Origin of the sequence: Streptomyces sp. NPDC094032, assembly GCF_040303965.1 — a bacterium.
Lineage (GTDB): Bacteria > Actinomycetota > Actinomycetes > Streptomycetales > Streptomycetaceae > Streptomyces.
In genome coordinates this window covers 530,319-543,675 of sequence record NZ_JBEOUE010000002.1, presented here as the reverse complement: position 1 = coordinate 543,675, position 13,357 = coordinate 530,319, and the positions used below count along the sequence as shown (strand labels likewise).

Here is a 13,357-nt window from a genome sequence, read left to right as displayed (position 1 = left end):
GAGCAACGGGTTCCGCCGAGTGGCGGTCCGGGGCGGGGGGAGGGCGGGGCGGGGGCGAGCGCCTCAGCCGGCCCACCACGTCCCGCCTGCCAGCGGACCGGCTGCGGGGGCGAGCGCGGGGCGCGGGGGCGAGCGCCGGGCGCAGGGCGCAGGGCAAGCGCCGGGCGCAGGGCAAGCGCGGGGCGCGAGGCCGAGCGCAGGCCGCCGGGGGCGAGCGCAGGCCGCCGGGCACCGGGCCGCCGGGCCGCCGGGCCGCCGGGCCGCCGGGCCTCGCGGCGCGCCCGGCCGCCGGGCCGCCCGTCTCAGCCCCCCACCACATCCCGCCAGGCCCCCGGCAGCTCCGCCGCCACGTCCCCCGCCGCCACCGGCGCCCCCCGGGCCGCCCGCCGCGCCGCGAGGCCGTGGAGGTACGCCGCGGCGGAGGCGGCGTCCAGGGGTGGGAGGCCGGTGGCCAGGAGGGAGCCCGCCAGGCCGGACAGGACGTCGCCGCTGCCTGCGGTCGCCAGCCAGGACGTTCCCGTCGGGTTGACCCGGACCGGGCCCGTACCGCCCGGCCCGCACACCAGCGTCGTCGAGCCCTTCAGCAGGACCGTCGCGCCGAACCGTTCCGCCAGCGCGCGCACGGCCGCGAGCCGTCCCGCCTCGACCTCCTCGCGGGAGACGCCAAGGAGCGCCGCCGCCTCGCCCGCGTGCGGGGTGAGGAGGGTGGCGGCGGTACGGGCCCGCACGGCCGCCGGGGACAGGTCCCGCAGGCCGTCCGCGTCGATGAGGACCGGGACGTCGGAGGCCAGCGCCTCGGCGACGCCCGGACCGTCCCCGAGCCCCGGCCCGACGACCCACGCCTGGACCCGCCCCGCCTTCGCCGGGGGTCCCGCGTGCACCAGCGTCTCGGGGCGCGCGGCGATCACCGCGTCGCCGGCCGGTCCCACGTACCGCACCGCGCCCGCGCCGCCCCGCAGCGCGCCCTCGACGGCGAGGACGGCCGCGCCGGGGTAGCGGGCGGACCCGGCGACGACGCCGACGACCCCGCGCCGGTACTTGTCGCTCTCGGCCCCCGGCACCGGCAGCAGCAGGGCCAGGTCCGCGTGCTGGAGCGCCTCCAGGTCGGGGACCGACGGCAGCGAGAGCCCGATGTCGACGAGCCGCACCGCGCCCGCGTACTCCCGCGCCGGGTCGACGAGCAGCCCCGGCTTGTACGTGCCGAAGGTGACGGTCGCGTCGGCCCGCAGCGCCTCCCCCGGCACCTCGCCGGTGTCCGCGTCGACGCCGCTCGGCAGGTCGACGGCGACCACGACCGCGTCGGAGCCGCGCGCCGCCCGCGCGACGGGCACGGCGTCGGGCCGCAGCCCGCCCCGCCCGCCGATGCCGGTGATCCCGTCGAGGACGAGGTCGGCGACGGCCAGCACGTCGTAGGGGTCGTCGTGCGCGCCGACCACCCGGCCCCCGGCCGCCCGCAGCGCCGCGAGCCCGCCCTCGTGGGCCCGCGCCCCGAGCAGCACGGCCGTCACCCCGGCCCCGCGCCGGGCGAGCCGGGCCCCGGCGTAGAGGGCGTCGCCCCCGTTGTCGCCGCTGCCGACCAGGAGCACGACCCGCGCCCCGTACACCCTCGGCAGGAGCGCGCAGCAGGCGGCGGCCAGCCCGGCGGCGGCCCGCTGCATGAGCGCGCCCTCCGGCAGGCGGGCCATCAGTTCGGCCTCGGCGGCCCGTACGGTCTCGACGCGATGAGCGGTACGCATGGCACCCACCCTCCCCGCTCGGAGCCCGCCCCGCCAGAGCAGGCCACGACGCCTGGCACGGCACTTCGCCGCGTCACACCACACCGCACCGCACCGGACGCCTCGGCCGAACCGGCCCCGAACCGGCCCCGATCCGTCAGAGCAGCCCCTACCCCTCCGCGATCACCACCGCCGACGCCACCCCCGCGTCATGGCTCAGCGACACGTGCCAGTGCCGTACGCCCAGCTCGGCCGCCTTCGCCGCCACCGTCCCGCGCACCCGCAGCCGTGGCTGCCCGGTGTCCTCGACGTACACCTCGGCGTCCGTCCAGTGCAGCCCCGCCGGGGCGCCGAGCGCCTTCGCGAGGGCCTCCTTGGCGGCGAAGCGGACGGCCAGCGAGGCGGTGCCCCGCCGCTCGCCGCTGGGGAGCAGCAGCTCCCGTTCGACGAAGAGGCGCTGGAGGAGCCCCGGCGTACGTTCCAGTGACGCGGCGAAGCGGTCGATCTCCGCCACGTCGATCCCCACCCCGATGATCATCTGCTCACTGCCCCACTCACTCCACGGTCACGGACTTGGCCAGGTTGCGCGGCTGGTCGACCTCGTTGCCCCGGGCCGTCGCCAGTTCGCAGGCGAAGACCTGGAGCGGCACGGTGGAGACCAGCGGCTGGAGAAGCGTAGGCGTCGCGGGGATGCGGATGAGGTGGTCGGCGTACGGGACGACGGCCTCGTCGCCCTCCTCGGCGATCACGATCGTGCGCGCGCCCCGGGCCCGGATCTCCTGGATGTTCGAGACGATCTTGTCGTGCAGCACGGACCGGCCGCGCGGCGAGGGCACGACGACCACCACCGGCAGGCCCTCCTCGATGAGGGCGATCGGGCCGTGCTTGAGCTCGCCGGCGGCGAAGCCCTCGGCGTGCATGTACGCGAGTTCCTTCAGCTTCAGCGCGCCTTCGAGGGCCACGGGGTAGCCGACGTGCCGGCCGAGGAACAGCACCGTGTCCCGGTCGGCGAGCGAGCGGGCGAGGGCGCGGACCGGCTCCATGGTCTCCAGGACCCGCTCGACCTCGTCGCCGATCCGGGCCAGCTCGCGGACGACGGCGTCGATCTCGTCGCCCCACTGGGTGCCGCGCACCTGCCCGAGGTAGAGCGCGAGCAGGTAGCAGGCGACGAGCTGGGTCAGGAAGGCCTTGGTGGAGGCGACGGCGACCTCGGGTCCGGCGTGGGTGTAGAGCACGGCGTCGGACTCGCGCGGGATGGTCGAGCCGTTGGTGTTGCAGACGGCGAGCACCTTGGCGCCCTGCTCGCGGGCGTGCCGCAGCGCCATCAGGGTGTCCATGGTCTCGCCGGACTGCGAGATCGCGACGACCAGGGTGCGCTGCCCGAGGATCGGGTCCCGGTAGCGGAACTCGCTGGCCAGCTCCACCTCGCAGGGGATCCGGGTCCAGTGCTCGATCGCGTACTTGGCGATCAGCCCGGCGTGGAAGGCGGTGCCGCAGGCGACGATGACGATCTTGTCGGCCTCGCGGAGCACGGCGTCGGGCATGCGCACCTCGTCGAGGCGCAGCCGCCCCTCGGCGTCGATCCGGCCGAGCAGGGTGTCGGCGACGGCCTTGGGCTGCTCGGCGATCTCCTTGAGCATGAAGGAGGCGTAGCCGCCCTTCTCGGCGGCGGAGGCGTCCCAGTCGACGTGGAAGGCGCGTACGTCGGCGGGGGCGCCGTCGAAGCCGGTGACGGTGACGCCCTCGCGGGTGAGCTCGACGACCTGGTCCTGGCCGAGCTCGATGGCCGAGCGGGTGTGGGCGATGAAGGCGGAGACGTCGGAGGCGAGGAAGTTCTCGCCCTCGCCGACGCCGACGACGAGCGGGGAGTTGCGGCGGGCGCCGACGACGACGTCCGGCTGGTCGGCGTGGACGGCGACCAGGGTGAAGGCCCCTTCGAGCCGCCCGCACACCATCCGCATGGCCTCGGCGAGGTCGCCGACGGAGGAGAACTCCTCGGCGAGCAGATGGGCCACGACCTCGGTGTCCGTCTCGGAGCCGAGGCGGTGGCCGCGGTCGGCCAGCTCGGCCCGGAGGGCGGCGAAGTTCTCGATGATGCCGTTGTGGACGACGGCGACGCGGCCCGCGTTGTCGAGATGCGGGTGCGCGTTGGCGTCGGTGGGCCCGCCGTGGGTGGCCCAGCGGGTGTGGCCGATGCCGGTGGAGCCGCTCGACAGCGGGCGGTCCACCAGCTCCTTCTCCAGATTGACCAGCTTGCCGGCCTTCTTGGCCGCGGCGAGCCCCCCGTCGGAGAGCACCGCGACCCCGGCCGAGTCGTAGCCCCGGTATTCGAGCCTCTTCAGACCGGCGATCACGACATCGAGTGCCGACTGTCCGCCTACGTAGCCCACAATCCCACACATAGCGCGCAGCCTACGGCGGAAGGACCCCTACCGCCCCGACTCAGCGCAGCTTGGCCGCCTGCGCGTCGACCAGATCCTTGGGCAGTTCCTTGACCTTGCCGCTGACGCTGATGGTGGAGAAGGTGGCGAGGTTGTTGCCCTTGCGGAAGACGACGAGGTTGCTCACGAAGGGCTGGCCCTCCATGTCGCTGACGACGGTGAAGCCCAGCGCCTCGTCGCCCGCGGTCACGGCCTCCGGGGTCACCTTGGTGACCTTGGTCTTCTCCCCGCTGGAGCTGACGGTGAACCCGCTCCCGCACGCGTCCCCGGCGGCCTTGAGCGAGGCGAACGCCTGCTGGGCGCCCTCCCCCGCGTACGAGCCGAGCGTGACGGCGCTCGCCGGGGCGCCGAGCGCGCCGAGGACGTCGTCCGGGGAGGTGGCGGTCTTCTTCTTCGCCTGGATGGCCTTGCGCTGCACGCTGGCGCCCGGGGTGCCGGTGGCGACCGAGGACATGGCCTCGGCGAGCGGCTCGCAGGCCGCCTTGTCGGCACCGACGTCCCCGCCGTTCACGACGTCCGCGGCGTCCGTCTTCTTCACCAGGTAGCCCGGGACGTCCGCCTGCGCGACGACCAGCTTGTCCAGCTCGGCCGCGCTCAGCGCCTTGACGTCGGGCTTGGCGGCGGCCGAGGCGGAGGCGTCGTTGTCCCCCTTCGGCTTGGCGTCGTCGGCGGCTCCCCCACAGGCGGTGAGGAGCAGGGCCAGGGAGGCGGCGGAGGCGGCGGTTACGGCGGTACGAACAGACATGCGCATGACGGAATGATCACCGTCCGGGACCGCGCCCCACAACCCGTTTACCGCGTGACCCACCCCACGGCCCACGAACGCCCGGCACCCACGACAATGGCGGGGTGATCACTTCGCCGCCACGAAGCCCGAACGGTCCCGCCGGCAACGGAGCCAGGCGGGGGCCCGAGCCGACGCCGTACGTGGATCTCACTCGGGACCAGTGGAGCGCGCTGCGGGACAAGACGCCGCTGCCGCTGTCCGCCGAGGAGGTCGAGCAGCTGCGCGGGCTCGGGGACGTCATCGACCTCGACGAGGTGCGGGACGTCTATCTGCCGCTGTCGCGGCTGCTCAACCTGTACGTGCAGGCCACCAGCGGGCTGCGCGGGGCGCTGAACACCTTCCTCGGGGAGCGGGCCGAGCAGCGCGGCACGCCGTTCGTCATAGGGGTCGCCGGGTCGGTCGCGGTCGGGAAGTCGACCGTGGCCCGACTGCTCCAGGCGCTGCTCGCGCGCTGGCCCGAGCACCCGCGGGTGGAGCTGGTGACCACCGACGGGTTCCTGTACCCGATGGAGGAGCTCAGGGCCCGCGGGCTGATGTCCCGGAAGGGTTTCCCCGAGTCGTACGACCGGAGGGCGCTGACCCGGTTCGTCGCGGACATCAAGGCGGGCAAGGAGGAGGTCACCGCGCCCGTCTACTCGCACCTGATCTACGACCGGGTGCCCGGCGAGCGGCTCGTGGTGCGCCGCCCGGACATCCTCATCGTCGAGGGGCTCAACGTCCTCCAGCCGGCCCTGCCCGGCAAGGACGGGCGCACCCGCGTCGGCCTCGCCGACTACTTCGACTTCTCCGTGTACGTGGACGCGCGCCCCGAGGACATCGAGCGCTGGTACCTCAACCGCTTCCGCAAGCTGCGCGACACCGCCTTCCAGGACCCGTCCTCGTACTTCCGGCGCTGGACCACGGTCTCCGAGGAGGAGGCCCTGGACTACGCCCGCACGATGTGGCGGACCGTCAACAAGGTCAACCTCCTGGAGAACGTGGCCCCCACCCGCGGCCGCGCGACGCTCGTGGTGCGCAAGGGCCCCGATCACAAGGTGCAGCGGCTGAGCCTCCGTAAGCTCTGAGGATGCTGCACCTACGGATGATCGTCCCGCCCGACCGTACGGAGGCGGCGGTCGCCCTCATCGACCGGACCGTGGGCACCACCCACGTGGTGGTCCTGCCGGGCGCCGCCCGCGAGCCGGTCGGGGACCTCGTGATGTGCGACGTGGCCCGCGAAGCCGGCCACGAACTCATCAACGGCATGCGGGACCTGAAGATCGATCAGGACGGCTCGATCGCCGTCGAGGACATCGACCTCTCATTGTCGAACCGGGCCACGGCGGCCGAGGAGGAGGCTCCGGGACAGGCCGCGGACGCGGTCGTCTGGGAGCAGCTGACCGACGCCACCCACGAGGAGTCGACCCTCACCATCACCTACAGCGCGTTCATGATCCTCGCGACGATGATCGCGGCCTGCGGCGTGGTCCTCGACAACGCGATCCTGATCGTGGGCGCGATGGCCGTCGGCCCGGAGTTCGGCCCGCTGGCCGGCATCTGCACCGGGATCGTGCGGCGCTCCTCGAAGCTGGTGCTGCGCTCCTCGTACGCGCTGATCGTCGGCTTCGCGGCGGCGATCGTCGCGACGACCGTCTTCAGCCTGGGGATGGACGCGCTCGGCCTGTTCAGCGTGGAGCAGCTCGACGCGCCGCGCCACAACACCGGCTTCATCTGGAAGCCGGACCCGTTCTCCTTCGTCGTCGCCCTCCTCGCGGGCGCGGCGGGCACGCTCTCGCTCACCTCGACGAAGTCGGGCGCGCTGATCGGCGTCGCGATCTCCGTGACGACGGTGCCGGCCGCCGCGAACGCGGCCGTGGCGCTGAGCTACGGGCAGTACGGCCAGATGTGGGGCTCCATCGAGCAGCTGGTGCTCAACCTGACCGGCATCATCCTGGCCGGCACGGTCACCCTGTTCGGGCAGGTGCTGCTGTGGCGCACCCAGCGCGGGCAGTGGGTCCGCAAGGCCAAGGGCGCCAACGGCGAGTCCTCCTGACCGCCTGACCTCCTGAGACGGCGTCGGCCCCCTCCGCGCTTCCCGCGCGAAGGGGGCCGACGGACCGTCACCCGCCCTACCCGAGCGCCGACTTCACGACATCCGCGAGCCGTCCCGCCACCGCGCGCGCCTGCTCGATGTCGGCCGCCTCGACCATCACCCGTACCAGCGGCTCGGTGCCCGAGGGGCGCAGCAGCACGCGGCCCGTGGAGCCGAGCTCGCGCTCGGCCTCGGTGACGGCGTTGGACAGCTCGCCCGAGGTGGCGACGCGGGACTTGTCGACGTCCGGCACGTTGACCAGGACCTGCGGAAGCCGCTCCATGACGGCGGCCAGCTCGGCGAGGGACTTGCCGGTGGCCACGACCCGGGCGGCCAGCATCAGACCGGTGAGGGTGCCGTCGCCGGTGGTGGCGTGGTCGAGCACGATGACATGGCCGGACTGCTCGCCGCCGAGCGCGTAACCGTGCTCCTTCATGGCCTCCAGGACGTAGCGGTCGCCGACCGCGGTCTGGACGAGGGCGAGGCCCTCGCGCTCCATGGCCAGCTTGAAGCCCAGGTTCGACATGACGGTGCCGACGACGGTGTCGCCGCGCAGCGTCCCGGCCTCGCGCATCGCGAGCGCGAGCACGGCGAGGATCTGGTCGCCGTCGATCTCGGCGCCCGTCGCGTCCACGGCCAGGCAGCGGTCGGCGTCGCCGTCGTGCGCGATGCCGAGGTCGGCGCCGTGCTCGACGACGGCGGCCTTCAGCATGCCCAGGTGGGTGGAGCCGCAGCCGTCGTTGATGTTGAGGCCGTCCGGCTCGGCGCCGATGGTGACGACGGTCGCGCCGGCCCGGGAGAAGGCCTCGGGCGAGACGCGGGCCGCGGCGCCGTGCGCCTCGTCGAGGACGATCTTCAGCCCGTCGAGCCGGTTGGGGAGGACGGCGATGAGGTGGGCCACGTACTTGTCGAAGCCCTGGTCGTAGTCGCTGACCCGGCCGACGCCGGAGCCGGTCGGACGGTCCCACGGGGCACCGGTGCGGTGCTCCTCGTACACGGACTCGATCCGGTCCTCCAGCTCGTCGGCCAGCTTGTGCCCGCCGCGCGCGAAGAACTTGATGCCGTTGTCGGGCATGGCGTTGTGCGAGGCCGAGAGCATCACGCCGAGGTCGGCGCCGAGGGCGCCGGTCAGATACGCCACGGCGGGCGTCGGCAGCACGCCGACGCGCAGCACGTCCACGCCCGCGCTGGCGAGGCCCGCGACGACCGCGGCCTCCAGGAACTCTCCCGAGGCACGCGGGTCACGGCCGACCACCGCCGTCGGCCGATGGCCCTCGAAGGTGCCCGCCTCGGCGAGCACGTGCGCGGCCGCGACCGACAGACCGAGCGCCAGCTCCGCCGTCAGGTCGGCGTTGGCCACGCCGCGCACTCCGTCCGTGCCGAAGAGAAGTCCCACAGCTGTCCTCCGAATGTACGTGCCCAGGGTGTCCGGGGTTCTGCCCCAAGATTATGAAACCAAGGTGTGAAAAAGCCGTACGCCCCGGCGGCACGGGCAGTGCCGCCGGGGCGTACGGACAAGCAGACCGAGCAGGCGTGATTAACGCTTGCTGTACTGCGGAGCCTTACGGGCCTTCTTGAGACCGGCCTTCTTGCGCTCGACCGCACGGTCGTCGCGGGAGAGGAAGCCGGCCTTCTTCAGCGCCGGGCGGTTGTTCTCGACGTCCGCCTCGTTCAGCGCACGGGCCACGCCGAGGCGCAGGGCGCCGGCCTGGCCGGACACGCCGCCACCCGCGATGCGGGCGATGACGTCGTAGCGGTTGTCGAGCTCGAGCACCTTGAAGGGCTCGTTGACTTCCTGCTGGTGCACCTTGTTGGGGAAGTAGTCCTCAAGGGTGCGACCGTTGATCTTCCACTTGCCGGTGCCCGGAACGATCCGGACGCGGGCGATGGCGTTCTTGCGACGGCCCAGGCCGGCGGCCGGCTGCGGGTCGCCGAAGCGGGACGCGAGGGACTCGGAGGTGTAGTCACCCTCGACGATCTCGGTCTCGGTGGTGTACTCCTCGACGCCCTCGAACTCGTCGACGGGGGTCTCGGGGGTGGTCTCGGCCACGATGCTCCTCAGATTTCTTTCGTTCTTAGGGGGTGTGGCCGGAACTACTGCGCGACCTGGGTGATCTCGAACGGAACCGGCTGCTGGGCAGCGTGCGGGTGGTTCTCGCCCGCGTAGACCTTCAGCTTCGAGATCATCTGACGGCCCAGGGAGTTCTTGGGGATCATGCCCTTGATGGCCTTCTCGACGGCCTTCTCGGGGTTCTTGGCGAGCAGCTCGTCGTAGCGGACGGAGCGCAGACCACCCGGGTAGCCAGAGTGGCGGTACGCCATCTTCTGGGTCTTCTTGTTGCCGGACAGGTGGACCTTGTCAGCGTTGATGATGATGACGAAGTCGCCCATGTCCATGTGGGGCGCGTAGACGGGCTTGTGCTTGCCTCGCAGGAGGTTCGCAGCCGTCGTCGCGAGACGGCCCAGGACGATGTCCTGCGCGTCGATGATGTGCCACTGGCGAGTCACGTCGCCGGGCTTGGGGCTGTACGTACGCACTTCGTAGCCTTCGCTTCTTCAGTGGATGGAGTCCAGACACACCTGAAGCGATCATGCAGCTGGGGCCTGCACTGCCGGGACGTATCGCCCGTATGCGAGCCACTGGTAACTGCTCCAGGGAACCTGCGTAGCGGCCTTTCGCCGGAGAACGACGAAGCCAATACGCATAACAAACCGCAACAGTACCCGCGGCACCCCCGACGGGTCAAAATGCCGCGGGCCCGCAGGTCAGCGCACCCGCTCCGGGTCAGCGCGCCCTCTCCACCCGCCGCTCGTCCCACACCGGCTCCGACGTCTCCCGTACGACCCCGTCCGAGCCGAAGACCAGGTAGCGGTCGAAGCTCTTCGCGAACCAGCGGTCGTGGGTGACGGCCAGGACCGTGCCCTCGTACGACTCCAGGCCGTCCTGGAGGGCCTCCGCCGACTCCAGGTCCAGGTTGTCCGTGGGCTCGTCCAGGAGCAGCGCGGTGGTGCCGGCCAGCTCCAGGAGGAGGATCTGGAAGCGGGCCTGCTGGCCGCCGGACAGCTTGTCGAAGGCCTGGTCGCCCTGGCGCTCCAGCTCGTAGCGGCGCAGCATCGACATCGCCGCGCCCCGGTCCTTGGCGTGGTCCGACCACAGGATGTCGACCAGCGGGCGGCCGAAGAGCTCCGGGTGGGCGTGGGTCTGCGCGAAGTGGCCGGGCAGGACCCGCGCGCCCAGCTTCCACGTACCCGTGTGGGCCACCGACGGGTCACCGGCCAGCAGCCGCAGGAAGTGCGACTTGCCGGAGCCGTTGGAGCCCAGGACGGCGACCCGCTCCCCGTAGAAGATCTCCAGGGAGAACGGCTTCATCAGGCCGGTCAGCTCCAGGTTCTCCGCCGTGAAGGCCCGCACCCCGGTGCGCCCGCCGCGCAGCCGCATCCGGATGTCCTGCTCGCGCGGCGGCTCCGGCGGCGGGCCCGCCTCCTCGAACTTCCGCAGCCGGGTCTGCGCCGCCGCGTAGCGCGAGGCCATCTCGTGGCTGACCGCGGCCGCCTGCCGCAGGTTGACCACCAGCTTCTTCAGCTGGGCGTGCTTCTCCTCCCAGCGCCGCTTCAGCTCCTCGAAGCGCGCGAACCGCTCCCGCCGCGCCTCGTGGAAGGTGTCGAAACCGCCGCCGTGCACCCACACGTCGGACCCGGCGGGACCGGGCTCCACGGCCACGATCTTCTGCGCGCCCCGGGACAGCAGCTCCCGGTCGTGGGAGATGAAGAGCACGGTCTTACGGGTCTCCCGCAGCCGCTCCTCCAGCCAGCGCTTGCCGGGGACGTCCAGATAGTTGTCCGGCTCGTCGAGCAGCAGCACCTCGTCGTTGCCGCGCAGCAGGTACTCCAGGACCAGCCGCTTCTGCTCGCCGCCGCTGAGCGTGCGGACCTGACGGAACTGCGCCTTGTCGTACGGCACGCCCATCGCGGCCGTCGTGCAGATGTCCCAGAGGGTCTCGAACTCGTACCCCTGGACCTCCGCCCAGTCGCTGAGGGCCTGCGCGTACGCCATCTGCGCGGCCTCGTCGTCGACGGTCATGATCCGGTGCTCGGCCTCGTCGACCGCCTTCGCGGCGGCCTTGATGCGCGCGGGCGCCACCGAGACCAGCAGGTCACGGACGGTGGACTCGTCCCGCACGGAGCCCACGAACTGCGGCATCACACCGAGCCCGCCGCTGACGGTGACGCTGCCGCCGTGCGGCTGGAGCTCACCGGCGATCATCCGGAGCAAGGTCGTCTTGCCGGCGCCGTTGGCCCCGACCAGGGCGACGACGGCGCCCTCTCCGACCCGGAAGGAGGCGTCCCCGAGCAGGACCCTCCCGTCCGGAAGGTAGTACTCCAGATGCGCGGCCTCGACATGTCCCATGAGGGGCATTGTCACCGCCCGACCCCCGCGATCCCAAGCGGATTAGGATGCGCGGCATGAGCTTTGGGGGACCACAGTGGCCGCAGCAGGGCCCGGAACAGCAGCAGCCGTACGGACAGACGCCGCCGCCGCAACAGTGGCAGAGCGGCCCGCAGGGGGGCTTCCAGGGGGCTCCGCAGCCGGGACCCCCGCAGCCGAACCCCTTCCCGGGGGCGCAGGCCGGCCACACCCCGGACTGGGGCGCCCTCGCCGACGCCTCCGCCGCCCGTAACAAGCGCAGGCGCGGCCTCTTCATCGGCGGCGGCGTCCTCGCGGTCCTCGCCGTGGGCGCGGTCGTCGCCACCGCCGTCGTGCTCACGAACAAGAGCAACGACCAGGCCGCGACCGGCGGCCCCGGCCCGACCGGCTCCGCCGCCCCCACGGACTCCGCCAGCCCCGCGCCGACCTTCTCCTCGGTCGCCCCGCTGCCCCCGCCGAACCCGATGGACTTCATCTCCGACGCCAAGAAGGACAAGGCGCCGCTGAGCGCCGAGGGCCTCTTCCCCGGCAAGAAGCTGACCATGAACGCGCGCCCGTACCAGAAGGGCGCGACCTCCTCGACGACCGACTGCGCCGCCGTCACCCAGGGCGGGCTCGGCTCGGTCCTCAAGGCCAACGGCTGCACCCGGGTGATCCGCGCCACGTACGTGAAGGACGGCGTCGCCGTCACCGTCGGCGTGGCCGTCTTCCCCACCGACGACCAGGCCCTCAAGGCGAAGAAGCAGGCGAGCGGCGGCATCGCGCCGCTCGCGGGCGCGGGCGTCGGCGACTTCTGCCACGCGACGGTCTGCCTGCGGCGCACCAACTCCATCGGCCGGTACGTCTACCTCACCCAGACCGGCTTCACCAACGGCACCAAGGTCACCAAGGGCGACAAGGCGGTCTTCCAGACCGCCGACGACCTGGGCACCTTCGCCTTCAACCAGATCTACGCCCGCGGCCGCGCCCAGGCCTCAGCAGCAGCCGGCGCTCCCGGGGAGTGAGCGCTTGTTGCGCGCCTCCTTGCTGCGGGCGGCGAGCTGGTCGTCGGCGGGGTAGCCGACCTCTTCGAGGGTGAGGCCGTGCGGCCGTACGACATGCACGGCCGAGTCCCGCACGCCGGCGGCGAGCACCTTGCCGGGCCACTCCACCGGCCGGTGCCCGTCGCCGACGAACAGCATCGCGCCGACCAGCGAGCGGACCATGTTGTGGCAGAAGGCGTCGGCCTTGACCGTGGCCTCCAGGACACCGTCGGGACGCCGCTCCCAGCGCAGCTCCTGGAGGGTGCGGATGGTGGTCGCGCCCTCCCGCTTCTTGCAGTACGCGGCGAAGTCGTGCTCGCCGACGAGCGCGGCGGCCGCCTCGTTCATGGCGTCCATGTCCAGGGCCCAGTCGTGCCACAGGACGTGGCCGCGCAGCAGCGGGTCGACGCCGCCCGGGTTGTCGGTGACGCGGTAGGCGTAGCGGCGCCAGACCGCCGAGAAACGCGCGTTGAAGCCCGCCGGGGCCTCGGACAGCCGCCACACCCGTACGTCATGGGAGAGACGCCCGGCGAGCCGCCGCAGCAGCGCCTCGCGGTGCTCCTCCCACAGGGCGACGGGCAGGTCGACGTGGGCGACCTGGCCACGGGCGTGCACACCGGCGTCGGTACGGCCGGCGACGGTGAGGTCGTACGTCTGCGGGGAGCGCGTGACGGTCTTCAGGGCGTCCTCGATGTCGCCCTGGACGGTGCGCCGCCCGCTGGCCTGCTTGGCCCAGCCGGAGAAGTCCTTGCCGTCGTACGAAAGGTCCAGCCGTACCCGTACGAAACCGGGCTGCACGTCGTCGCTCACGCGCCCCATCCTCTCAAAGCCTGTACATGCGGAACGGGCCCGCACCCCGAGGGGTGCGGGCCCGCACACGAGATCCTTCAGAACG

The 13,357-nt window shown here is 72.6% G+C and carries 12 protein-coding genes; 3 read left to right on the top strand and 9 right to left on the bottom strand.

All coding sequences use genetic code 11. The features are described from left to right. Positions 1-302 precede the first annotated feature (302 nt). The 4 genes from ABTZ54_RS05645 to ABTZ54_RS05630 form a co-directional block, all read right to left on the bottom strand. Positions 303-1,736, bottom strand: coding sequence for an NAD(P)H-hydrate dehydratase (locus tag ABTZ54_RS05645; protein ID WP_351657523.1), 1,434 nt, complete (start codon positions 1,734-1,736; stop codon positions 303-305). Positions 1,737-1,884: 148 nt separating this feature from the next. Next, complete coding sequence (locus ABTZ54_RS05640) at positions 1,885-2,253, bottom strand: holo-ACP synthase (protein WP_351657521.1); 369 nt, start codon at positions 2,251-2,253, stop codon at positions 1,885-1,887. A gap of 16 nt (positions 2,254-2,269) precedes the next feature. Next, the gene (gene glmS / locus ABTZ54_RS05635; RefSeq protein ID WP_351657519.1) at positions 2,270-4,117 is read right to left on the bottom strand and encodes a glutamine--fructose-6-phosphate transaminase (isomerizing); all 1,848 of its coding nucleotides are present in this window, start codon (positions 4,115-4,117) and stop codon (positions 2,270-2,272) included. Between the two features lie 40 nt (positions 4,118-4,157). Next, positions 4,158-4,901 carry a hypothetical protein gene (locus tag ABTZ54_RS05630; protein WP_351657517.1) on the bottom strand — a complete coding sequence of 248 codons (744 nt, stop codon included), beginning with the start codon at positions 4,899-4,901 and terminating at the stop codon, positions 4,158-4,160. Positions 4,902-5,005: 104 nt separating this feature from the next. Between ABTZ54_RS05630 and coaA the strand changes: the two genes are divergently transcribed. Next, complete coding sequence (coaA, locus tag ABTZ54_RS05625) at positions 5,006-6,007, top strand: type I pantothenate kinase (protein WP_502997183.1); 1,002 nt, start codon at positions 5,006-5,008, stop codon at positions 6,005-6,007. Between the two features lie 2 nt (positions 6,008-6,009). Next, entirely contained in the window at positions 6,010-6,975 is a 966-nt protein-coding gene (locus ABTZ54_RS05620) for a DUF389 domain-containing protein (RefSeq protein WP_351657513.1), read from the top strand. A gap of 76 nt (positions 6,976-7,051) precedes the next feature. Here ABTZ54_RS05620 and glmM read toward each other — a convergent pair whose 3' ends face one another. The 4 genes from glmM to ABTZ54_RS05600 all read right to left on the bottom strand — a co-directional run bounded on the left by glmM (position 7,052) and on the right by ABTZ54_RS05600 (position 11,422). Then, positions 7,052-8,410 carry a phosphoglucosamine mutase gene (gene glmM, locus ABTZ54_RS05615; RefSeq protein WP_351657511.1) on the bottom strand — a complete coding sequence of 453 codons (1,359 nt, stop codon included), beginning with the start codon at positions 8,408-8,410 and terminating at the stop codon, positions 7,052-7,054. Between the two features lie 141 nt (positions 8,411-8,551). Beyond that, positions 8,552-9,064 carry a 30S ribosomal protein S9 gene (rpsI, locus tag ABTZ54_RS05610; protein WP_030750225.1) on the bottom strand — a complete coding sequence of 171 codons (513 nt, stop codon included), beginning with the start codon at positions 9,062-9,064 and terminating at the stop codon, positions 8,552-8,554. Between the two features lie 44 nt (positions 9,065-9,108). Next, complete coding sequence (gene rplM / locus ABTZ54_RS05605) at positions 9,109-9,552, bottom strand: 50S ribosomal protein L13 (RefSeq protein ID WP_351657509.1); 444 nt, start codon at positions 9,550-9,552, stop codon at positions 9,109-9,111. Positions 9,553-9,799: 247 nt separating this feature from the next. Then, on the bottom strand, positions 9,800-11,422 hold the full coding sequence (locus ABTZ54_RS05600) for an ABC-F family ATP-binding cassette domain-containing protein (RefSeq protein WP_351657507.1): 1,623 nt from the start codon (positions 11,420-11,422) through the stop codon (positions 9,800-9,802). Positions 11,423-11,478: 56 nt separating this feature from the next. Between ABTZ54_RS05600 and ABTZ54_RS05595 the strand changes: the two genes are divergently transcribed. Continuing rightward, positions 11,479-12,444: a hypothetical protein gene (locus ABTZ54_RS05595; protein ID WP_351657505.1), complete on the top strand. Its 966-nt coding sequence runs from the start codon at positions 11,479-11,481 to the stop codon at positions 12,442-12,444. Here the strand turns inward: ABTZ54_RS05595 and truA are convergent. Continuing rightward, positions 12,415-13,272, bottom strand: a complete 858-nt coding sequence (gene truA / locus ABTZ54_RS05590; RefSeq protein ID WP_351657503.1) for a tRNA pseudouridine(38-40) synthase TruA — start codon at positions 13,270-13,272, stop codon at positions 12,415-12,417. The genes ABTZ54_RS05595 and truA overlap by 30 nt on opposite strands. Positions 13,273-13,357 lie beyond the last annotated feature (85 nt).

Excerpts from the sequence above, each read along its gene's own strand:
- ABTZ54_RS05640 (WP_351657521.1), bottom strand. The coding sequence starts at position 2,253 with ATGATCATCGGGGTGGGGATCGACGTGGCGGAGATCGACCGCTTCGCC.
- ABTZ54_RS05600 (WP_351657507.1), bottom strand. The coding sequence starts at position 11,422 with ATGGGACATGTCGAGGCCGCGCATCTGGAGTACTACCTTCCGGACGGG.
- ABTZ54_RS05620 (WP_351657513.1), top strand. The coding sequence starts at position 6,010 with ATGCTGCACCTACGGATGATCGTCCCGCCCGACCGTACGGAGGCGGCG.
- ABTZ54_RS05595 (WP_351657505.1), top strand. The coding sequence starts at position 11,479 with ATGAGCTTTGGGGGACCACAGTGGCCGCAGCAGGGCCCGGAACAGCAG.
- ABTZ54_RS05630 (WP_351657517.1), bottom strand. The coding sequence starts at position 4,901 with ATGTCTGTTCGTACCGCCGTAACCGCCGCCTCCGCCGCCTCCCTGGCC.
- ABTZ54_RS05645 (WP_351657523.1), bottom strand. The coding sequence starts at position 1,736 with ATGCGTACCGCTCATCGCGTCGAGACCGTACGGGCCGCCGAGGCCGAA.
- glmS (WP_351657519.1), bottom strand. The coding sequence starts at position 4,117 with ATGTGTGGGATTGTGGGCTACGTAGGCGGACAGTCGGCACTCGATGTC.